This is a genomic window from Nitrogeniibacter aestuarii (assembly GCF_017309585.1).
Classification (GTDB): Bacteria; Pseudomonadota; Gammaproteobacteria; order Burkholderiales; family Rhodocyclaceae; genus Nitrogeniibacter; species Nitrogeniibacter aestuarii.
Genome location: NZ_CP071321.1, coordinates 3,993,045 through 4,013,913, shown reverse-complemented (window position 1 = coordinate 4,013,913; position 20,869 = coordinate 3,993,045). Strand labels below are relative to the sequence as shown.

Here is a 20,869-nt window from a genome sequence, read left to right as displayed (position 1 = left end):
AACGTGCTAGGCGGCACGAAAGCGCAGCTGGTCGGCGTGCCATTTCTACCGAGTAGTCGGGCCTCTTAGCGTTCATAAAACCACTCAATAAACTTGCCAGCGACCTCGGGCGAAAGCTCCAAAACCGCTTTGGCAATTGCGGGTTGTCCCTTTGCTGCCGCGACCGCTGAAAGCGCAACACGAAGAAGCCTTTCATCCCACTGGCGCGAAGATGCAGCAGCGACAAGCGTGGGCAAGCGGGACAACGAGTCGAAATAGTCTGGGGCAAGATTTTCGGGAATGGGGACATCCGTCTTGGCGCGGCAGACTTCAACCCAGGCCGGAAATTGAAAGTAGGATACGTCCGCCCTCGACGGAGCAGAGGCGAGAACCTCAATAATGTGAGGCACTGCTGCGAAAGAAGCGGAGTAAACGTCGCCTTGATGCGCCAAGGAACTCCAGATGGAATGCCACGGCTCTTTGTCGTTCTCGGACGACGGAAGGTCAGCGAGTTTCCTCAACAACGCTGGGATGTCCCCGGCACTGCCATATGCATGCTGAAGATCGGACCAGTGCGGATCGTCTAGGCTGAGCAAGCGAGACTCCTATAACACACCCAAAGTTTGAGGTAGCAGGTCTGCCGAACGCAGGTCACCGCTATTGGAAATATTAGGCGTCAGCCCTGCCAGTACAGCTCATATAGGACAAGAGCCGAAGGGCGTTATTCCAAATGGGGTTCCATATTGCCTCTGCGGCCAATCGCGAGCAATGCCCAATGGATATTTAGTCTCACAACTGAACGGCTGCTCCTGGCCGAATGGCGTCACTGAGGCTCATAGTCAGCCCCGCGGTTTTGAGGGCACATTCCCCCGACCGGCTCACCTTCTGCGCCATTTTGTGTGGGCCCTCGTGTCCCGGATGCTGAGATGCGTTGGCAGGCGAAGGAGTCCCGTCTCGTCGTCGAGGACATCCGACACAATGCCGCGAAGGCCGTCGCCTCACTCAGCGAAAGTGCAGGCCTTCGCTATCCACCCGCAGTTGATCTGCTTGCCGGTCCAGCACGGCGGCGAGATTGGCGCGTGCCGTTTCCCGGAACGAGGCTTCGGCCTGTGGGTTCGGGGTCTTCCGGAAGGCCATGCGGGCGATGACCATGAAGGTGCCGACCATCGCCGTCTGTTCGTAGAGCTGGCGACGCTGATCCGGTGACAGGGTCTGGAATCGCTTGCTCGCGAGCAGGCCGTTGCGCACCTGGGGCACCACGCGGGCGAAGTCCTCGTCCGGCACTTCCACGTTGTTTGCCACCATGTAGTTGCCGACGATGAACGCGGCCAGCCCGTTGGCGACATCTTCGCGCTGCAGCTTGAGCTTTTGCTCTACCTGGGTGAAGACGTCGAAGGACTGGACATACACGTCTTTCATCTGCGCGCGGTAGTTGTTCGGCAGCCGGGCGGCGAGCGCGAGGGCGTTTTGCTGCACCTGGGCCTTGCCCGTGGCGCGGGTGTCGGGCCGAGACGTTTTCGAGTCGGACGAGGTGCTGCGACGGCCGCTGAACGGAATGGTCTTGCCATTGGGAAAGAGGGGGAAGATCAGGCCCTGATACACCGGCGGCGGTGGCGGGGCGAAGTCGAAGGCCTGGGCTGTGGGCGTCGCGAGGGTTGTCGTGATCAGAAACGATGCCAGCAGCAGGGCATGGAACGGGTGTCGGGGCGTGCGGTGATGGGCGTGCATGGTGGCGGCGGTGTCCGGGCAATGGGGCGCATCGACCTGCGTCGCCCGCAGGGCCGGGCTGTTCGATGCGAATGGATGCGAACAGCATAGGCGCGAGTGTCGCGCGGGTCCAACGGGAAACGTAACGGCGCGTTTACGCCGCCGCAACTTCAGTACAGGCCGCGCGTGGCCGCTTCCAGATCCTCGGCGCTCATCAGACCGAGCTTGGCGAACACCACTTCGCCGTGGGCGTCGATGATGGCGGTGAAGGGAATGCCGCCCTGCGCGTTGCCCAGTGCCCGCATCAGGTCGATGCCATCGGCGGCGCCGGCGAAGGCCAGTGGGTAGTTGATCCCCAGCGAGCTGGCGAATTCAGCGGATTCGTCGGCGTAGTCGTCCAGCGAGACGCCCACCACGGTCAGGCGGTCACCAGCGCGCTCGGCAAGGGCGACGAATTCGGGGATTTCCTTGCGGCATGGCTTGCACCATTCGGCCCAGAAGTTGACCACCACCGGTTTGCCCTTGAACTGAGCCATGGGCATGGGCTGGTTCCTGAGGTCGGGCAGTGCGCTGGCAAAGAAGGCGCTGGCGTCGGCCGCCTGAACCAGATTGGTGGCCAGGAGCAGGGCGAGGGTACATAGCAGTCGCATCATGAGGTGTCTTCCAGTACGTGTCAGGGCGCCACTGCCACAGCGTACTGGAAACGGGCGATGCGGGTCGTGTGAGCTGTGCGCCGCTCAAGCGGCGCAGCGGTCTTTCGCGGCGGCGCTTTCGAACCAGTTGAGCCGGTCATGCAGTCGCACCACCTCGCCGATAATGAGCAGGCAGGGCGGCTTGAGGCCGGCGGCCTTGAGCGCTGCGGGCAGCGTCTCGAGTGTGGCGACCACGGTCTGCTGATCGTCCCGGGTGCCGTTCTGGATGGCCGCCGCCGGAATGTTCGCTGGTACGCCATGGGCGACCAGCTGACGCGAGATCTCTGGCAGGGCGCCCACGCCCATGTAGATCACCACCGTCTGATTGGGGCGGGCCAGGGCCTCCCAGTCCAGATCCGCCGAGCCCTGTTTGAGGTGGCCGGTGGCGAAGGTACAGGACTGGGCGTAGTCGCGATGGGTCAGCGGAATGCCGGCATAGGCCGAAACGCCGGAGGCGGCAGTGACGCCCGGCACCACCTCGAAGCGGATGCCGGCGTCGACCAGCTCTTCGATCTCTTCGCCGCCGCGCCCGAAGATGAAGGGGTCACCCCCCTTCAGGCGTACCACCTGTTTCCCCGCCAGCGCCAGGCGCACGAGCAGCACGTTGATGTCTTCCTGCGGCAGAGTGTGATGGCCCGAACGTTTGCCCACATAGATGCGCTCGGCGTCATCACGAATCAGCGCCAGAATGCCGTCGCCCACCAGGGCGTCGTACACCACCACGTCGGCGGCGGCGATCAGGCGCGCGGCGCGCAGGGTCAGCAGTTCGGGGTCGCCGGGGCCGGCGCCGACCAGGCTCACCTTGCCGGTGCGCGGGCTGAGCGCGGGCTGGCGTGCGCCCTCCGGACAGGCCGGGTGGCCGGTGGTGCTGCGCAGGGTCACGCCGCGGGCGTCGAAACGTTCGACCAGGCGCCGCATGACAAAGGGCAGGGCGTCGGTGTCGAGGCGCATCGTGTGCGTGCAGTCGGGCAGGCGGGTCATGACCGTTTCTCCATTGGCATCGTTGGGGAGACTCTATCGCCGAGGGCACCGGAATAAGTTTGACGCGAGTCAAGGACGCGACCTGATGCGAGGTTCATTGTTCGCCCCGCAACGGATCGAAGTGCATCCGCTTGATCAATCAAAGGGAGACCGAGCATGAAGACGAGTCGAACACTGGGACTAACGATGCTTGCGCTGGCGGCGATGCCGTTTGCCGTCAGTCAGGCTTTTGCGGCCGACAAGAATGTGCCGGCAGCTGAAATCAAGTACGAAGGCGCAGGTGGTTCGCCCCTGGGTGACGTCGAGATGCACCAGGACGTCAATCCGAAGGCGCCCGCCATGTCCAAGGAAGAGTTCGAGAAGGGCCGCAAGGTCTACTTCGAGCGCTGTGCCGGGTGTCATGGCGTGCTGCGCAAGGGCGCCACCGGCAAGCCGCTGACCCCGGACATCACCCTTGAGCGTGGCACCGAATATCTCAAGACCTTCATCAACTATGGCTCCCCGGCCGGCATGCCGAACTGGGGCACCTCGGGCGAACTGACCGAGGATGAAGTAGACCTCATGGCCCGCTATGTCCAGCAGACGCCTCCGCAGCCGCCGGAATACGGCATGGCCGAAATGAAGGCCACCTGGAAGGTGATCGTGCCGCCCGAGAAGCGTCCGACCAAGAAGATGAACAGCTACAACATCAGCAACATCTTCTCCACCACGCTGCGTGATACCGGCGAAGTGGCACTGATCGACGGCGACACCAAGCAGATCATCAACATCGTGAAGACCGGCTACGCGGTGCATATCTCCCGCCTGTCGGCCTCCGGACGCTACCTGTACGTGGTGGGCCGTGATGCCAAGGTCAATATGATCGACCTGTGGATGGAGACGCCGGACAACGTGGCCGAAATCCGTGTCGGTCTCGAGGCTCGCTCGGTCGATACCTCCAAGTACAAGGGGTATGAAGACAAATTCGCGGTGGCCGGCTCTTACTGGCCGCCCCAGTACGTGATCATGAAGGGCGACACGCTCGAGCCGCTCAAGGTCGTGGGCACGCGCGGCATGACCGTCGATACCCAGGAGTACCACCCGGAACCGCGCGTGGCCTCCATCGTGGCCTCGCACTTCAAGCCCGAGTTCGTGATCAACGTGAAGGAGACCGGCAAGACTCTGATGGTCGACTACTCGGACATCGAGAACCTCAAGACCACCGAAATCGGCTCCGCCCGTTTCCTGCACGATGGCGGTTGGGACAGCACCAAGCGCTACTTCATGGTGGCGGCGAACAAGTCCAACAAGATTGCGGCCATCGATGCCAAGGAAGGCAAGCTGGTCGGCCTGACCGAAGTGGGCGCGATTCCGCACCCGGGTCGCGGCGCCAACTTCGTCCATCCGAAGTTCGGTCCGGTGTGGGCCACGGGTCACCTGGGCGACGATTCCATCGCCCTGATCGGCACCGATCCGGCCAAGCATCCGAAGCAGGCGTGGCAGCTGGTGGCCAACCTCAAGAGCCAGGGCGGCGGATCACTCTTCATCAAGACGCATCCCAAGTCCAAGCATCTGTATGTGGATAACCCGCTGCACCCGGACACCGGCGTGAGCCAGTCGGTTGCGGTGTACGACATCAACAACCTGGATGCCGGTTACAAGGTGCTGCCGATCGGCGAGTGGGCCGGCCTGCCGGACGACGGTGGTGCCAAGCGCGTGGTTCAGCCCGAGTACAACAAGGCGGGTGACGAGGTGTGGTTCTCGGTGTGGTCTGCCAAGGACAAGGCCTCGGCCATCGTGGTGGTCGATGACAAGACCCTTGAACTGAAGACGGTGATCAAGGATCCGAAGCTGATCACCCCGACCGGTCACTTCAACGTCTATAACACGCAGCACGACGTGTATTGATCGACCCAGGGCGACTACGGCCGTCCGCAAGAACGGGGGCGCAAGGCCCCCGGCGCACGCGCCACCTGCAAAAGTCGGTGGCGCGTGTTTGTCTGTCAACCGATTGATGGCATGATCGTTGACCTGCACTGGTGGCGAGGATGGCCACCGGGTGGTGCCCCGGTCCGGCGTCGCGGTGTTGCGGCACGATCACACCACGGGAGCAGCAAGCGTTCAATAAGCGAGATTGGGCGTTTTTTTGTGTGAATGGAGAGGCAAGAAGCAATGAAAAAAATCATCATCAAAATGATCCCTGTCGCCTTCGTGGGCATGATGGCCATGCCGGCCGCTCATGCGGCTGACGGCGCGACCCTGTTCCAGGAGGCGGGCTGTGCCGCGTGCCACCAGGTGGACAAGAAGCGCATGGGCCCGATGTTCAAGGACGTCGCCGCCAAGTACAAGGGGCAAGAGGGCGCCGAGGAACAACTGTTCAACAAGGTGCGCGCTGGTGGTGCCGGCAACTGGGGCAACATCCCCATGCCGCCCAACCCGCCGGAGCGTGTCTCCGACGAAGAGCTGCACACCATCGTCAAGTGGATCCTCACGCTGTAATCACGGCGTGATCTGAGTCAAGTCAAAGGGGGCCATTGGCCCCCTTTGATGCTTATCAAGGCCCGTTTTGCCCCTGATCGTTAATGTGACGCCAGCATTCGATCGGAGACACGACAATGAAGCTGGAACGGGCCGATCTCACCCACATCGTGGTCATGGTGGCGCTGGCTGCCCTGGCCGTCGGCACCGCCCACGCCGAGCCGCGTGGCGAACGCCTGCATGAAATCATCAACATGGTCCGGCAGGACTGCGGTTCCTGCCACGGCATGACCCTCAAGGGCGGCCTCGGCCCGGCGCTGGTGCCTGATGCCATTGCCGACAAGCCGGACGACTCGCTGGTCGCCACCATCATGAACGGTCGCCCCGGCACCGCCATGCCCGGCTGGTCGCGGTTCATGTCCGAGCCGGAAGCCGAATGGATCGTGAGCCGCCTCAAGGCAGGGTTCCCGCAGGTCGCACAGGCCGAGGGGGCGCAATGAGAACCCCGCGCCTGCGTGTTGCAATCGCCGGTCTGCTTGTCGGCCTGCTGAGCGCCTGTACGCAGATGCCGCCCTTGCGCGGCACCGGCGATCTGGGCGTGGTCATCGAACGCGCCAGCGGCTCGGTGCAGGTGGTGGAGAACACCCATCGCACCAGCCTGGGTCGGGTCGAGGGGCTGGGCGATCTCTCCCACGCCCACGTCACCTACTCGCGCGATGCCCGCTATGCCTTCGTGTTCGGACGCGACGGCGGGCTTACCAAGGTCGATCTGCTCACCCAAAGCATTGTCAAACGCATCATTCAGGCGGGCAACTCCATTGGCGGCTCGGTGTCGCAGGACGGCTCGCTGGTGGTGGCGCAGAACTACGAGCCCGGCGGCATCAAGGCCTTCGACGCCGACACGCTTGAACTGGTGGCCGAGGTGCCCGCCGAATATGCACCGGGGCAGTTCTCGAAAGTCGTCGGGCTGGCGGACGTGCCGGGCCAGAAGTTTGCCTACGCGCTCTTCGATGCAGGCGAAATCTGGGTCACCGACTTCTCCGATCCGAAGCACCCGACCACCGAACGCCACAAGGCCGGACTGCAACCCTACGACGGTCTGGTGACCCCGGATGGCCGCTACTTCTTGGCCGGCCTGTTCGGCGAAGACGGCATCGCCTTGCTCGATCTGTGGCACCCGGAAAAAGGGGTGCGCAAGATTCTCGACGGCTACGGGCGCGGCGAGCAGAAGCTGCCGGTCTACAAGATGCCGCATCTGCGCGGCTGGGCCATGGCGGGGGATTATGCGTTCCTGCCGGCCGTGGGGCGTCATGAAGTGCTCGTGGTCGATACGCACACCTGGAAAGAGGCGGGGCGCATCCCGGTCAAGAGCCAGCCGGTATTCGTCATGGCACGCCCCGACGGGCGCCAGGTGTGGGTAAACTTCGCTTTCCCCGACAACGGCTGGGTGCAGGTCATCGATGTGCCCACGCTGAAAGTGGCCAAGACCCTCGAACCGGGCAAGGCGGTGCTGCACATGGAATTCACCCCGCGCGGCGAAGCGGTGTGGGTGTCGGCCCGCGACTCGAACCGGGTCACGGTCTATGACACGGCGAGTTTCGAAGCGCGCACCGTGCTGCCGGCGGAAGCCCCTTCGGGCATCTTCTTCACCCATCGCGCCAGTCGCATCGGCTTCTGAGGAGCGCGCCATGTTGCTCGCCATGCCCGACCGCACCGTCATGCAGCCCCCCGAGGCCGCAGCCGGCGCTCAACTGAAGCTGCTCAACGAGTACCAGCGGGACTTCCCGCTCATCACCCGGCCCTTTGCGCGCATTGCTCGCGAGACCGGGCTGGACGAGCATCAAGTGCTCACGACCCTGGACGAGTGGCGTGGCAACGGCACGGTCAGCCGCGTGGGCCCGGTGTTTGCCCCGCGGCGCATCGGCGCCAGCACGCTGGCTGCCCTCAAGGCGCCGCCGCGCATTCTCGACGATATTGCCGAGATGGTCAGCATGCACGCAGAGGTCAATCACAACTACGCCCGCGAGCACGAATGGAACCTCTGGTTCGTGGTGACCGCGCCGGACGCCGTCAGCGTGGCGCGCGTGCTGCGTCAGATTCGCCGCGACACCGGCTGTGAAGTGATCGCCTTGCCCCTGCGCAGCGAGTACCACATCGATCTGGGCTTCGATCTTGTCCATGGTCATCGCACCACCGCCCGTGCCCCACGTGTCCCGATGCGACCGGTGGACATGTCGGTGGAACAAAGCCGGTTGCTCAAGGCATTGCAGGGCGGACTGCCCCTGGTGAGCCGCCCCTTTGCCAGCGTGGCGCATCGCATCGGCGTCAATGAGCGCACCGTGCTCGATCAGATCAAGGCCTGGGGTGACGAAGGGGTCATCAAGCGCTTCGGCGTGGTGGTGCGTCATCACGAACTGGGCTACCGCGCCAACGCCATGTGCGTCTGGAACGTGCCGGATGCGCTGGTTGAAGCAATGGGTGCCCGCCTCGCGGGCGTCGAGCGCGTCAACCTGTGCTATCGGCGCGAACGCGCCGGGTCCGAATGGCCTTACAACCTGTACTGCATGCTGCACGGCAAGGATCGCGACGAAGTGCGCGAACGCTGGGAGCAGCTTCGCAGCGATTGCGGACTCCGCGACTACGCTTCGGCGGTGCTCTTCTCCACCAAGCGCTTCAAGCAGTGCGGTGCACATTACGCGCGAGAGGTGGCGCATGCGTGAGCGCCAGGCCCGCGCCGAACTCACCGAGCTTGATCGGCGCATCATCAACACCATGCAGGGCGGCTTTCCGCTCACCGACACGCCGTATCGCGACATGGCCGACCCGTTGGGGATCAGCGAAGACGCCTTGCTGGATCGTCTGCGCGAATTGCTCGACATGCGTGTGCTGACCCGTTTCGGGCCCATGTACCAGATCGAGCGCATGGGCGGCAGGTTCGTGCTCGCCGCCATGGCGGTGCCCGAAGCGCGCTTCGACGCCGTCGCCGCGCAGGTCAACGCCTTGCCCGAGGTGGCCCACAACTACCGCCGCGATCACGCCTTCAACATGTGGTTCGTGCTCGCCACCGAAACGCCGGAGGGCATTGATCGAGCCGTCGCGCAAATCGAGGCCGACACCGGCCTGCCGGTCTACCCCTTCCCGAAGCTCAAGGAGTACTTCGTGGAAATGAAGCTGTCCGCATGAGCGCCCCCGAGCCCATCGACGCCCTCGACCGCGCGCTCATCGTTGCCACCCAGGGCGGGCTGCCCCTGGTGTCGCGCCCCTATCACGCGCTGGGCGCCGAGCTGGGCATCAGTGCCGACGAGGTCAAGGCCCGGCTGGCGCGCATGCTCGAGACCGGCATCATCCGCCGCATCGGCGCCGTGCCCAACCACTACGCCATCGGCTACGCCGCCAACGGCATGACCGTGTGGGATGTGGACGACGAGCAGATCGACGCCCTGGGCGAACGCGTCGGCGCGCTGCCCTTCGTGACCCACTGCTATCACCGCCCCCGGCATCTGCCCGACTGGCCCTACAACCTGTTCGCCATGGTGCATGCGGCCGATCGCAGTGAGGTGGAGCACCTGGCCAACCAGATCGCCGAACTGCTGGGCGACGCCCTGCGCGGGCGGGACATTCTCTTCAGCTCGAAGATTCTCAAGAAGACCGGGCTTCGCATCGGCGCCTGAGGCCTCGCGCTGGATACGCGCCGCCTGCGGCGCCTTTGACCAGTGGCGCACATGACGGATCTGTCTGACACGCACCGTCGTGCCTTGCCTACAGCCACGCCTTGCCTGAGCGCATACGATGAGCTTGTCTGGGGCTCATTCGGCCCCGCCATCAAGCGACAGGAGTGATGATGCGAGGCGATTCCGGCACGAGTCCCACATCCATCCGTAGCGCTGGCCTCATGATCGTATTGCTGAGCATCCTGACCGGCTGCGCCAGTCTGGGGGCCGAACCCGCCGCGGAGCCGGGGCATGTGGTGGCCCCGCCCGTGGCCGTGGTCGTGGAGGGCCGGCAAGGGCTTCAGGATGAAGCGCGCAGTCGGCAGGCGATCGAACAGGCTGAGGCAGAGGGGCGCAGCCGCGCCTTCAAGGCCCACCTGGCCCGGCTCACGGCGCTGGGCGAAACCCTCTCCAGCAACAACTCTGTCGACCTGTTGATCGACGGCCCCGCCACGTTCGATGCCATGTTCGACGCCATCAAGGGGGCCGAGCACCGGGTGTTCGTCGAGAGCTACATTTTCGAAGACACCGACATCGGCAAGAAAATGCGCACACATCTGCTGGCCAAGAAGGCCCAAGGGCTGGACGTGCGCATCATCTACGACGGCGTGGGCGCGTTGACCACCTCGGGCCGGTTCTTCGACAGCCTGCGCGAGGGCGGCATCGAAGTGTGTGAATTCAACCCGGTAGGCGTGGATGAAGGCCGTGCAGCGCCACTCGATGTGAACCACCGCGATCATCGCAAGCTCCTGCTCATCGATGACAAGATTGCCTTTGTGGGTGGGGTGAATATCAGCTCGGTGTATTCCCGAGGCTCTTTCAGTCGCGACGAAGCTGCCAGTGATGAGGGTGAGTCGGGCGAAGGGGCGGGCTGGCGCGATACCCATGCCCGGCTGTCGGGGCCCGTGGCCCTCGAACTGTTGAGGGGCTACGAAGACACCTGGCATCGCCAGGCGTGTGGTGGGCCACCCTTCGATCTGCCAGAGCGTGATGCCGGTCAAGCAGAGCCCACGCCGGGCGAGCCGGACGACCGCCTGGTGCTCGCCATCCTCAGCCAGGGCGATGGCGACTCCGGCCGCTTCTACCGTGCCCTGCTCGGCGCCATCGAGACCGCCCGTTCCAGCATTCACATCACCATGGCCTACTTCGTGCCCAACCCCACCATGCTCGACGCCTTGAAGGCGGCCGCTCGCCGCGGCGTCGATACCCAACTGGTGCTGCCGGGCAAGAGCGACTCACTGCTGGTGCTGCGCGCCGGCCAGGCCCGCTATGACGACCTGCTTGACGCCGGCGTGAAGATCTTCGAGCGGCACGACCGCTTCCTGCACGCCAAGACCGCGGTGATCGACGGCGTGTGGAGCACGGTTGGCTCATCCAACCTCGACTGGCGCAGCTTCCTGCACAACGACGAGGTGAACGTCGTCATCCTCGGTCGCGAAGTGGGTCAGCAGATGGACACCCTGTTCGCGAAGGATCGCGAAGCCGCCGAACGCGTCACGCCTGAGGCATGGTCGGACCGGGGGCTGGGGCGCCGGGTGATGGAGATGGTCGGGCAGGTGTGGCAGTACTGGTTGTGACGGGAGAATCTGAGTCGATGAGAGACCTCGTGTCGATGTTGGCGGGCGCTGGAGATGCACCGCTGCTACTCCCTCGAAGCGCGTTGTTAGACATGCTTTTCATATAAATGTGAGCAGATTGTGTCTGCCCAAATGAACAATTCGGTGCCGCTTTGCGCGTTCTGGCGCTGCGCCTCTTCGTGACCCATGCGCGAAATCTCTCGAAGGCTGCTTTCCAGTGCCAAGTATATGTCCCGCCAAATTCTGTATTCCATTTGAGAAGGTCTAGCCCCATCTGGCTCGCGGTAAAGTCGAAGTTCCTCATCAGCCAATGTCTGATTGCCGTGATGTTTTAGCAGCAGATGAGAATATACGGTTCGAACATTGCCGACCCAGAATGCCTCGGGCCTGAGCATCATCGCCATTTCTGAGCCTAGGCTAATCCGCAGATATGGGAGATTCGCGCGATAAATAGTGTCGGGAACGTGGTTAGAGTCGGATAGCGCATCCAAATCTCGAGCTAAGGCAAACACTGAATCTGGCCGACTATTGCTAAGGACTTGGGGGCCGAGACCATGCTCGGCGGCGCTGTAGTTACCAGCCGGATCCGAAATGCCGAGGGCCAAATCGACGTAATTCTGGATGTTCGCTGAGGAGAAATAGCCTCTGAGGCGCTGCTGCGCCGCGATACGGCGCTGATAGTGGGAAAAAACATCATTCATTCGAAGATTGGTAAGCATCAACGCCCCTTTCTTGGTGTGCGCGTGATCGCGTGCAAGTACTTTTGCCAATTACTGGACATAGCTATGTTTTGCCTTTTGGTTCCACACCCAGAGCAAGCGCTTCATACCCAACCGCCAAATTCGCTTGCGCGCTCGCAAGGAGATCAAGGTAGTTTTCCTGAAACGGCTCAGATAGAGTCTTCTCCAATTGCCCTGCAATTTTCATGAACGCAACGAATTCCGAGTTGTTCCTTAGACGAAACTGGTTGTCTTGATCAAACCGCGCAAAAAATTCGAACAGCACAAGGGCTTCATCGCGCGACAAATGTACGGCGATGCTATCGCTCATGACGCCCAACGCCCACATAAGCGGCCGAGCGATAGCGAGGTCCGGCGACCGCAGGGAGCGAACTTGATGTGATTGTTATGGTTTTCTATAGCCATAGCCAATTGAAATCGATTCGTGATACACAGATATCTGTATTGGACCGTTCATTTAGCTCTTTCATCCATACAAGCAATTGTTTTTGGACTCGCAAATGGTGGCGATAACGTAAAGAATATGGCGACTGCTTCAAGACAGAGTGGCATATTGAAAGGGCGGTGGTTTTGGATTTTCGCAGTTTCGCAAATACCCGAGCATCCAAGGGGACATGCAGGAAAGGCAGTAGGTGCCGTGCTTCAGAATATTTCGTTAATTGATGCATGAATGTGTTTGCAAATTTTGCGGCCACCGACATTGGTTCGTTGTAATTATGAACATGCTTGCATATATGCCGGGCAAGCTCGCGAGTTAATGTGAAGTGCCATTTTTCATATTCTTGTGCGGTTTTTATTTTTTCGAGGCTGGCTAGAGAAAATTGCTTAACAAAATAGTCCGCGACTAGCGCCTTAGTTCCCTTCATAACGACGGGCTTCTTTCCTCGGCTCATCGAAGAAGGGTACGACATTTTCGCTGTCTCTTTGACAATGCATCCCGCTCGATCTTCCTTCGTCAGTGGAAATGTCATTTTTCAACCATAACGTGAAGGTAAGGGGCTGCGCTTTAGCGCAGTCCCAGCGCAGCGAAGCGGAGCGAACTTGACCGTAGGGTTGGGTATTTGCTAGATAAGCCAATGTTTATTAGTGCGATCAAATGCTTCGACCAACTGAGGCGGAACCAAGAAAATAAAGTAGGAATCACCAAAGGTTTCCACGATTCGGAGCGCCCTCAGCGGCGGCTGAAGTAGTTCCGTGAGTTGGCGCGGCACCTCATAGATCCGCTGTTTCGCCAATGATGCCGACGCCCTCATTAGCGCGTCGCGCTCTTGGTCGGATAGGTACTCCAAGTTTTCCAGAATGTCTTCAAGAGATGCCTTCCAATCAACCACTGTTCCATGTCTTCCCTCAATGCTCTCAAATAATATTTGCTCGCTTTCCTCGTCAGATGCATTTTTCATGCGCTCAAGAATAATTGCATCAGCGCCGAGCAACTGAGCTGTTCCAACGAGATGAGCTTTTGTACCTTCGGCGGTACGACCGAAAGAGCGTTTTAACCAGCTAACGAATGACATATGCCTCCCAGAGATGCCCAACGCTAGCGTAACGAGCCGGTTTGGAGCGCCAGCGGAAAACCGGTCCCGTTGACGCGATTGTTAGTTGTTGAAGTAGTCAGCATAAAAATCCTTGGCGTCTTCCCAGTCTGAATCAAACGCTTCAACTACACGGCCTAAATACTGCCGGTCATTCCAAGGCCCATTTTTCTCTGCCTCAACGAGGGCTTCAGCAAAATCACGTTTTAACTCATGCCATTGGAGTGCATGACAACATAATTCAATTAGCCCCTCTTCAACTTTTTTGCTGTACCAGAGTCTTTTAATTGCTTCGCAGAATTCCGAACGCAATGCAGGGTTTCGCTTAATCAGATCAAGCATACCTGTGCAAAAAGGGACAATGCTGGAAATGTTGCCCGTTCTTTCCACCTCAGCACTCGCCTCGTAAGCCAAGCGTTCAAAATCCAATATCACATTCATAGCTATAGAAAACTAACTCGTTGTAGACCGCAAAATTGCGGGCGTAACCACGGGACTGCGGTATAACCTGCCGAAGCCGGCAGGCTGAATCCCTTGATGACACTGGGACTTACAACAGAAACTGTATTTATGTGCAGTGATAACCAAATCAACAAACCCCGCAGTCGTGACAGGAGCATTTCGTGCCCACGAGCATACGATTGGCATGACGTCATGTCTATCGAATGTGTTCGAGCGGCTTACGCCAAGGACCGCTTCAGGTCCGAAGGGGACCGTTAGCGCGAGAGCTCGACAGACCGCTCCTCGCCAGTGGCGATCATTCGCATACGCCTCCCGCACATCCCCGAAGCAGTAAACGTAAAAAAGGCGACTGGTCAGGTCGCCTTTTCAGAGTTTCGACGTATCAGCGGGAATAGGTCAGGACTTGACCTGGATCTCGTTGTTTACATCTTTCACGCCCGGGGTCTGGCGTGCCAGGGCTTCGGCCTTGTTCTTTTCAAGGGAAGACTTGGCGAAGCCGGAGAGCTGGACGGTGCCCTTGAGCGTCTCGACGCTGATGGCCATGGCGCTCACCACGGGGTCTTTGGCGAACTTCGCCTTCACGCGGGTGGTAATGGTGGCGTCGTCGACATATTCGCCAACGGTGGATTGGTCTCGGGTGACGGCGCAGCCGACGGCGGACAGCGAGAGCAGTCCGGCGAGGGCGACACTCATGACTGTGCTTTTCATGGGTTGCTCCTTGGTCTGTTGAGTTGTTGTTCGCGGCCAAGGTGGGTGGGAGAGACACCGTGGAAGCGACGAATCCACTGTACGTGCCGCCGATGGCCGGGCCTGTCCGCCACGGCTGATAGCCTTGTCAGCCGATTCCTGCACGGGCATCCGGAGCGGCTGGGGAATTCGTCGGCATGGCCGATGCGCTTGACGCCAATCAACGCACACGGACAGGTGGCGCCGGACAATGCCTGCACGAACTTCGAGGAGTGCTCTGGCATGTTTCGCCTCTCACAGTACATGCAGGAACTGGTCAAGCCGACCGAGGCCGGGCCGCGCCGCGACCTGCCCGGCCCGGTGGTGATCTGGAACCTGATCCGCCGCTGCAACCTCACCTGCAAGCACTGCTATTCCATTTCGGCGGACACGCATTTCCCGGGTGAGCTGAACACGTCGCAGGTGTTTTCGGTGATGGACGATCTGAAAGCCGCCAAAGTGCCGGTGCTGATCCTCTCGGGCGGCGAGCCGCTGTTGCGCCCCGACATCTTCGAGATCGCCCATCGTGCCAAATCGATGGGTTTCTACACCGCGCTGTCGTCCAACGGCACGCTGATCACCGAAGAGAACATTGATCGCATTGCCGCCGTCGATTTCAACTACGTGGGCGTGAGCCTGGATGGCATCGCCGGGACGCACGACCGCTTCCGCCGCAAGGAAGGGGCGTTCGACGAGTCTCTGGACGGCATTCGCCTGTGCCGCGAGCTGGGTGTCAAGGTGGGCGTGCGCTTCACCATGACACAGGACAATGCCGACGATCTGCCCGCCTTGCTCGACCTGGTGGAGGAAGAGCGCATCGACCGCTTCTATTTTTCACACCTGAACTACGCTGGGCGGGGTAACAAGAACCGCAAGGACGATGCCCACCACCAGCTCACCCGCTGGGCGATGGATCTGCTCTTCGAGACCTGCTGGAGCGACGTGCTCGCCGGTCGGGTGCGCGAATTCACCACCGGTAACAACGATGCCGATGGCGTCTATTTCCTGCAGTGGGTGGAACGGCACTTCCCGGAGAAGGCGGAGCACCTGCGCGCGAAGCTCGTCCAGTGGGGCGGTAACGCCAGCGGCGTGAACGTGGCCAATATCGACAACCTGGGCAATGTGCACCCGGACACCATGTGGTGGCACCACACCCTGGGCAACGTGAAGGAGCGGGCCTTTGGCGAGATCTGGTCCGATACCTCCGACCCGCTGATGGCGGGGCTCAAGGCCCGGCCCCGGCAGGTGAAGGGGCGTTGCGGCGACTGCGCCTTCTTTGACATCTGCGGTGGCAACACGCGGGTGCGGGCGCAGCAACTGACCGGCGACGCCTGGCAGGAAGACCCGGCCTGTTATCTCGATGACGACGAAATCGGCGTCCGCCACGGGCTGCGTCAGCCGCGCGTGCAGCTCACGCCTTTCGTGCGACGCTCGGCCTGACGGAGCCACGGCAATGCACACCCTCATTCATGTGATCGTGCTGGTGGCCCTGGCGCTGGGCGTGTCGTTTGCGCGCGCCGATGCGCCGGGCGAAGGCGAACGCATTTACGAGCAGCATTGCGCCGCCTGCCACGGTGCCGGGCGCATCGGTCAGATGGGGCCGGCCTTGCTGCCCGAGAGTCTGGCGCGCCTGAAGCCGGCCGTCGCAAAACAGGTGATTGCCAATGGGCGTGCCGCTACCCAGATGCCGGCCTTTGCCGGCACGCTTTCGAGCGCGCAGATCGATGCCGTGGCGGCATGGATCTACACCGACACCGGCGTTGTGCCTGAGTGGAGCGCGGCGCAGATTCGCGCATCCCGCATCGTTCATGCGGATGCGAGCACGCTGCCGAACAAGATCAGCTTCGATGCCGACCCGCTCAACCTGTTTCTGGTGGTGGAGCAGGGCGACCATCATGTGTCGGTGCTCGACGGCGACCGCATGGAGCGCGTCCATCGATTCGCTTCGCGCTTTGCCCTGCATGGCGGGCCGAAGTTCACCCCCGACGGGCGCTTTGTCTACTTCGCCTCACGCGATGGCTGGATCACCAAGTACGACATCTGGAACCTGACCCCGATTGCCGAGATCCGCGCCGGCATCAACACCCGCAACCTGGCCGTGTCCTCCGATGCAAAGGTGATCGCCGTGGCCAACTACCTGCCGCACTCGCTGGTGCTGCTCGACGGAGATCTGAATCTCATCAAGGTGATCGAAGCGAAAGACGCCACTGGCGAGCACAGCTCACGCGTCTCGGCCGTATATGACGCCGCGCCGCGCAAGAGCTTTGTGGCCGCGCTCAAGGATGTGCCCGAACTGTGGGAGATCAGCTACGACCCCAAGGCCGAAGCGGTCGCGACCGGTTACATCCACGACTATCAGTACAAGGAAGGCAGCTTCGTGCCGGGTTACCTCAACCCGCGCCGGACCGTGCTCGACGACGTGCTGGATGATTTCTTCTTCACCCAGGACTACGCCGAGGTGATGGGCACGGCGCGCAAGACGCACCAGGGGCAGGTGGTCAATCTCGACGTGCGTCGCAAGATCGCCGACCTGGCCATCAGCGGCATGCCGCATCTGGGCTCGGGGATCACCTGGCAGTGGGAGGGGCGCACGGTGATGGCCTCCCCCAATCTCAAGGAGGGCAAGATCAGCATCATCGACATGAAGGACTGGTCGTTGCTCAAGGAGGTGAAGACCCTCGGCCCCGGCTTTTTCATGCGCAGTCATGAGAACTCGCCCTACGCCTGGATCGATTCCATGATGAGCCGCGAGGGCCACGACACCTTGCAGATTCTCGACAAGCGGACCTTCGAGATCGTGGGCACCGTCAGCGAGCCGGGCAAGACGCTGGCGCACATCGAGTTCGAGCGCAACGGGCGCTACGCTATTGCCAGCCTCATGGAAATGGACGGCGCCATCATCTTCTACGACGCGACCACCTGGCAGGAGATCAAGCGCCTGCCGGCGTCCAAGCCTATCGGCAAGTACAACGTGTTCAACAAGACCCGTCGCTCCGAGGGCACGAGTCACTGACCCGGAACCCGATCCGTGGTCCTGTGAGTCTTCTCCGACGCCTGTCAGCCTGTGCCGACAGGCGTTTCAGTCTGTGCCGATGCTGGGCGCCCGGCCTGCTCCTTAGCATTGAGCCATGTTCAGTCGCACGACGACATGACAGCTTCTGGACAGATCACCAAGAAACTGAAAAGGAGAACACACATGAAAACCAAGATGATTGCTGCCGTGATCGGCGTCTCTTCCATGCTCACCACCGGTGCCGTGCTGGCTGCCGACCAGGTGCCGCAGGAGCCTTACTATGAGGCGATCCAGGGCGATAACCAGCTGGCCACGCCGCCGCATGGCGAAATGAAGAAAGACATCGACACCATGGAAGGCAAGTCGGCCTACGGCGAGCCCAGCGACGGTGACACCCGCTACTCCGAAGAAATCCTCAGCGGTCAGAACAAGAACGAGATGAACGACGTGGCGGATCCGGTCCATACGGGCGAGACGCTGCCGAAGGGCGCGGGCCACAAGGCCTATGACAAGGCGACCGAGCCGAACTGATCGCCGCTCGCGACGGATGAAGAAACCGCCTGCGGGCGGTTTTTTCTTTCTCGAGTGGGCGCTGACCGTGGGGCTGATTTTGTCCTGAGCCGATGGAAAGCGCTTCAGGCGCCTCGCGAGCAAGCGTGCATGTCCGAATGCCTGGCGCGGATCGCGAGACCGGATGGGTGAAAAAAACTGCATCCAGATCGGCAGTACGTCCGTACAGACTGTAACCAGCGACCAATATCAGGCGCTGGTCCCGTTTCAAAGCAACAGGAGAGCACACATGAAAACCAGAATGATCATTGCAGCGATGGGTATGACCGCCATGATGAGCACCGGCGTGGCGAGCGCCCACGTGACACCGCACGATGCTTACTACAATGCCTTCTATGGCATGAACGAGACCATGACCCCGCCGCGAGGTGTGGGCCCGATGCGCATGTCCGGCAAGGCCGTGTATGGCGCACCCACCGAAAACAGCGAGCGCTACAGCCGGAAGATTCTCAGCGGCAACAACCGCAACACCCTGAATCGCGGGGTGATCGAGCCGATGAGCCGGGAGGGGGGCTGGGCGCCCGATGGGCATGCGATCTATGATCGCGCGTTCAACCCGAACTGATCGGGTGAAGCCTTCAGCCAAAAGCCGCTTTCACAAGCGGCTTTTTCATGGGCGGGCGACCGAGGCCCGAATCGTTTGCGGGGTCAGCCCGCCATCGGCGGCATTGGCCGAGGTCCATGCTTGGCCGTCGTGGGCCGCAAACACGGGCAACGGGTCGGACTGCGCCTCGATACGGCGATAGGCGGCCGCGAAGGGCTCATGATTGCGCAGGGCGCTGACGACGTTGCGCGGCCCCTCGGGGCCAGCGGCTTGCGTCCAGCGACGCAGTTCGTGGCAAGCCGTGCCATAGGTCAGGTGCATGCCGGCGCCGTCGGTGCCGGTCAGCCGGTTCCAGCTGTCCATGTCGGCCAGCTCGTCGAGGGCGGGGGCGCTGCGCCCTTCGTCGGTGGCGGCACGCCAGGTGCTTTCGTTGAACTCTTCTGCCCCGCTGATCAGTACCGCGAGCCCTTCGTCGAACCATTGGGGCACCGAACGCATGACCGCATCCATGCCCCCCAGGCGTGTGGCCAACTCCACATGAGCCAGTTCATGGGCCACGATGGCGACGCGACGGCCACGGGGCGCGATGAGAACATGGCTGCCATCGGAAAAGCCGAGACCATGGGCGCCGAAGCGCTGATAGCAGCTCCGGGTGGCGCAGAAAACGACGTTGGCCGCCCCGGCCAGTGTGCCGTAATGACGTGCGACTCGCTGTTGCGCCTGGCGCACCAGCGGCACCAGTTGCTCGCGTGCCTCGGCCTCCATGGCCGCATCGGCCCAGATGTCTTCGGCCACGCGCACCATGCCATGCTGGCGCGGGTCGTCCAGCGGCGAGGCGGCTCGGGCCGGGCCCGTGAGGACCAGCGCCAGCAGCAGGGAGAGGGCGGCGTGTTGCCAGCGCATGGTGTCAGGACTCCTTACGCCATCGGATCAAGGATTCGAGCAAGGCTCAATACCCTAACGGAGGCGTGCGGCCGGACTCAAGCCCCGGTGACGGGTGACGCATGGCGATGGCGGCTGATCGCCGCCGTGCTGACACGCCCGGAGGACGCCGTGTCGTTCGGGCATTCGCCATCAAAAGCCCGCGCTATTAGAGAAGAGCCTCGTTCCGCACGCGAGATGGCGTGAAATGCCCTGCGTTGGCGGTCTTCCGGTCCGCTCGTCGCCTGATGGCGCCGTGTGTCAGAACAGGGCAGGCTCAGGTCGGCAGATCGAAGGCCGGGGCGATCTGTGCCAGCCAGGCGGCCACGCGCTCGTCGGTCTTGTCGGCCTGATTGTCCAGGTCGAGCGCGAGGCCGACGAACTTGTCGTCGATCACCGATTGAGAGCTGGCAAATTCGTAGCCATCGGTCGGCCAGGCGCCCACGATGTTGGCGCCGCGGTCGCTGAAGAAGTCGTAGAGCACGACCAGCGCGTCTACATACTCGTCCGGATAGCCTTCCTGGTCGCCGAGGCCGAACAGGGCAATGGTCTTGCCGCTGAAATCCTTGTCCTCGATCTTGGGCAGAAACTCTTCCCAGCTCTCTTCCTGGGCGTCGGCCGACAGGCCGGGCAGATCGCCGGAACCGAGGGTGGGGGTGCCGAGAATCAGGTAGTCGTAGGCGGCGAATGCGTCCGGGTCGGCCTTGTTCACATTGACCGGCTTGTCCATCGTCTCGTCGTCGTAGGCTTTCTTGATCTGCTTGGCCACCTTGCGGGTCTTGCCGGTGTCGGTGCCGAAGAAAATGCCGATGCGTGCCATGGTGTTGAACTCCTGGAGGTCAGATGAGGGGCGGGGGTGAGTGTCTGGTGGCGTGTCTAGCGCTTGGCGAACCAGTCGCACAGCGAGGGCTCGATGGCGCCATAGGGGTAGTCGTCGACGGCCTGGATGCCGGCCGCTTCGAGTCGTGATCGGGGGCCGTCGCCGATGCGGGCCGTGAACAGCGCCGTGCAGTCGGCCAGCGTGCGCAGGATGACCTCGCGCTTGTCCTCGTCGCCGTAGCCGCCCTGGCAGTAGTGGGCCACTTCCCGCGTCTCGGCGAAGCGGGCGCCCGCATCATCGAGGGCATAGATGGCGAACACGTCGGCATGGCCGAAGTGCTGGTCGATCTGGTGCTGGTCCTTGGTCGAGACGGCAACGAGCAGGGGCTGGGCGTCGGTCGGCATGGTGGTGTGCGCACGGCAGTGATGGGCTCAGTCC

At 61.9% G+C, this 20,869-nt stretch carries 25 protein-coding genes; 12 read left to right on the top strand and 13 right to left on the bottom strand.

The genetic code is table 11. The features are described 5' to 3' along the window. Nucleotides 1–65: 65 nt before the first annotated feature. From J0W34_RS18645 to cobA, 4 genes are all read right to left on the bottom strand, one after another. Complete coding sequence (locus J0W34_RS18645) at nucleotides 66–575, bottom strand: hypothetical protein (RefSeq protein ID WP_230969758.1); 510 nt, start codon at nucleotides 573–575, stop codon at nucleotides 66–68. A 406-nt stretch (nucleotides 576–981) separates the two neighbouring features. Next, the gene (locus tag J0W34_RS18640; RefSeq protein WP_230969757.1) at nucleotides 982–1,707 is read right to left on the bottom strand and encodes a DUF6683 family protein; all 726 of its coding nucleotides are present in this window, start codon (nucleotides 1,705–1,707) and stop codon (nucleotides 982–984) included. Nucleotides 1,708–1,856: 149 nt separating this feature from the next. Continuing rightward, complete coding sequence (locus J0W34_RS18635; protein WP_230969756.1) at nucleotides 1,857–2,339, bottom strand: TlpA family protein disulfide reductase; 483 nt, start codon at nucleotides 2,337–2,339, stop codon at nucleotides 1,857–1,859. 84 nt (nucleotides 2,340–2,423) lie between these two features. Beyond that, complete coding sequence (gene cobA / locus J0W34_RS18630; RefSeq protein WP_227818228.1) at nucleotides 2,424–3,359, bottom strand: uroporphyrinogen-III C-methyltransferase; 936 nt, start codon at nucleotides 3,357–3,359, stop codon at nucleotides 2,424–2,426. A gap of 156 nt (nucleotides 3,360–3,515) precedes the next feature. Here cobA and J0W34_RS18625 point away from each other — a divergent pair, with 156 nt between their 5' ends. From J0W34_RS18625 to J0W34_RS18590, 8 genes are all read left to right on the top strand, one after another. Then, nucleotides 3,516–5,246 carry a nitrite reductase gene (locus J0W34_RS18625; protein ID WP_227818229.1) on the top strand — a complete coding sequence of 577 codons (1,731 nt, stop codon included), beginning with the start codon at nucleotides 3,516–3,518 and terminating at the stop codon, nucleotides 5,244–5,246. Nucleotides 5,247–5,510: 264 nt separating this feature from the next. Continuing rightward, a complete protein-coding gene (locus J0W34_RS18620; RefSeq protein ID WP_230969755.1) occupies nucleotides 5,511–5,837 on the top strand; it encodes a c-type cytochrome in 327 nt (108 codons plus the stop codon). A 116-nt stretch (nucleotides 5,838–5,953) separates the two neighbouring features. Next, a complete protein-coding gene (locus J0W34_RS18615) occupies nucleotides 5,954–6,316 on the top strand; it encodes a c-type cytochrome (protein WP_230969754.1) in 363 nt (120 codons plus the stop codon). Continuing rightward, a complete protein-coding gene (locus tag J0W34_RS18610) occupies nucleotides 6,313–7,494 on the top strand; it encodes a cytochrome D1 domain-containing protein (protein WP_230969753.1) in 1,182 nt (393 codons plus the stop codon). The genes J0W34_RS18615 and J0W34_RS18610 overlap by 4 nt, the downstream gene beginning before the upstream one ends. A 10-nt stretch (nucleotides 7,495–7,504) precedes the next feature. Then, nucleotides 7,505–8,536 (top strand): siroheme decarboxylase subunit beta, encoded by a 1,032-nt coding sequence (gene ahbB / locus J0W34_RS18605; protein WP_230969752.1) that lies wholly within the window; start codon nucleotides 7,505–7,507, stop codon nucleotides 8,534–8,536. Beyond that, nucleotides 8,529–8,999, top strand: coding sequence for an Lrp/AsnC family transcriptional regulator (locus J0W34_RS18600; RefSeq protein ID WP_227818234.1), 471 nt, complete (start codon nucleotides 8,529–8,531; stop codon nucleotides 8,997–8,999). Before ahbB (J0W34_RS18605) ends, J0W34_RS18600 begins: the two co-directional genes overlap by 8 nt. Next, nucleotides 8,996–9,487, top strand: a complete 492-nt coding sequence (gene ahbB, locus J0W34_RS18595; RefSeq protein ID WP_230969751.1) for a siroheme decarboxylase subunit beta — start codon at nucleotides 8,996–8,998, stop codon at nucleotides 9,485–9,487. Before J0W34_RS18600 ends, ahbB (J0W34_RS18595) begins: the two co-directional genes overlap by 4 nt. 221 nt (nucleotides 9,488–9,708) lie before the next feature. Next, nucleotides 9,709–11,103, top strand: a complete 1,395-nt coding sequence (locus J0W34_RS18590; protein WP_230969750.1) for a phospholipase D-like domain-containing protein — start codon at nucleotides 9,709–9,711, stop codon at nucleotides 11,101–11,103. A gap of 86 nt (nucleotides 11,104–11,189) precedes the next feature. Here J0W34_RS18590 and J0W34_RS18585 read toward each other — a convergent pair whose 3' ends face one another. The 6 genes from J0W34_RS18585 to J0W34_RS18560 all read right to left on the bottom strand — a co-directional run bounded on the left by J0W34_RS18585 (nucleotide 11,190) and on the right by J0W34_RS18560 (nucleotide 14,545). Then, nucleotides 11,190–11,822: a hypothetical protein gene (locus J0W34_RS18585; RefSeq protein ID WP_230969749.1), complete on the bottom strand. Its 633-nt coding sequence runs from the start codon at nucleotides 11,820–11,822 to the stop codon at nucleotides 11,190–11,192. A gap of 64 nt (nucleotides 11,823–11,886) precedes the next feature. Then, nucleotides 11,887–12,153, bottom strand: coding sequence for a hypothetical protein (locus J0W34_RS18580; RefSeq protein ID WP_230969748.1), 267 nt, complete (start codon nucleotides 12,151–12,153; stop codon nucleotides 11,887–11,889). Nucleotides 12,154–12,238: 85 nt separating this feature from the next. Next, on the bottom strand, nucleotides 12,239–12,814 hold the full coding sequence (locus tag J0W34_RS18575; RefSeq protein ID WP_230969747.1) for a hypothetical protein: 576 nt from the start codon (nucleotides 12,812–12,814) through the stop codon (nucleotides 12,239–12,241). 93 nt (nucleotides 12,815–12,907) lie between these two features. Further along, entirely contained in the window at nucleotides 12,908–13,357 is a 450-nt protein-coding gene (locus J0W34_RS18570) for a hypothetical protein (protein ID WP_230969746.1), read from the bottom strand. 81 nt (nucleotides 13,358–13,438) lie between these two features. Beyond that, a complete protein-coding gene (locus J0W34_RS18565; RefSeq protein WP_230969745.1) occupies nucleotides 13,439–13,804 on the bottom strand; it encodes a hypothetical protein in 366 nt (121 codons plus the stop codon). Between the two features lie 429 nt (nucleotides 13,805–14,233). Continuing rightward, a complete protein-coding gene (locus J0W34_RS18560) occupies nucleotides 14,234–14,545 on the bottom strand; it encodes a BON domain-containing protein (RefSeq protein ID WP_227816735.1) in 312 nt (103 codons plus the stop codon). A gap of 261 nt (nucleotides 14,546–14,806) precedes the next feature. On the opposite strand from J0W34_RS18560, the gene nirJ reads away from it, so the two are divergent. The 4 genes from nirJ (at nucleotide 14,807) to J0W34_RS18540 (ending at nucleotide 18,711) form a co-directional block, all read left to right on the top strand. Next, on the top strand, nucleotides 14,807–16,003 hold the full coding sequence (gene nirJ / locus J0W34_RS18555) for a heme d1 biosynthesis radical SAM protein NirJ (RefSeq protein WP_230969744.1): 1,197 nt from the start codon (nucleotides 14,807–14,809) through the stop codon (nucleotides 16,001–16,003). Between the two features lie 13 nt (nucleotides 16,004–16,016). Next, on the top strand, nucleotides 16,017–17,576 hold the full coding sequence (locus J0W34_RS18550; RefSeq protein WP_230969743.1) for a cytochrome D1 domain-containing protein: 1,560 nt from the start codon (nucleotides 16,017–16,019) through the stop codon (nucleotides 17,574–17,576). A gap of 183 nt (nucleotides 17,577–17,759) precedes the next feature. Beyond that, nucleotides 17,760–18,107, top strand: coding sequence for a hypothetical protein (locus tag J0W34_RS18545; RefSeq protein WP_227816732.1), 348 nt, complete (start codon nucleotides 17,760–17,762; stop codon nucleotides 18,105–18,107). A 268-nt stretch (nucleotides 18,108–18,375) separates the two neighbouring features. Further along, complete coding sequence (locus tag J0W34_RS18540; protein ID WP_230969742.1) at nucleotides 18,376–18,711, top strand: hypothetical protein; 336 nt, start codon at nucleotides 18,376–18,378, stop codon at nucleotides 18,709–18,711. Between the two features lie 45 nt (nucleotides 18,712–18,756). Here the strand turns inward: J0W34_RS18540 and J0W34_RS18535 are convergent, their stop codons facing one another. The 3 genes from J0W34_RS18535 to J0W34_RS18525 form a co-directional block, all read right to left on the bottom strand. Beyond that, complete coding sequence (locus tag J0W34_RS18535) at nucleotides 18,757–19,593, bottom strand: hypothetical protein (protein ID WP_230969741.1); 837 nt, start codon at nucleotides 19,591–19,593, stop codon at nucleotides 18,757–18,759. Nucleotides 19,594–19,888: 295 nt separating this feature from the next. Next, the gene (locus J0W34_RS18530; RefSeq protein WP_227816729.1) at nucleotides 19,889–20,431 is read right to left on the bottom strand and encodes a flavodoxin; all 543 of its coding nucleotides are present in this window, start codon (nucleotides 20,429–20,431) and stop codon (nucleotides 19,889–19,891) included. Nucleotides 20,432–20,487: 56 nt separating this feature from the next. Further along, nucleotides 20,488–20,835 (bottom strand): NifB/NifX family molybdenum-iron cluster-binding protein, encoded by a 348-nt coding sequence (locus J0W34_RS18525; protein WP_227816728.1) that lies wholly within the window; start codon nucleotides 20,833–20,835, stop codon nucleotides 20,488–20,490. Between the last annotated feature and the right edge of the window lie 34 nt (nucleotides 20,836–20,869).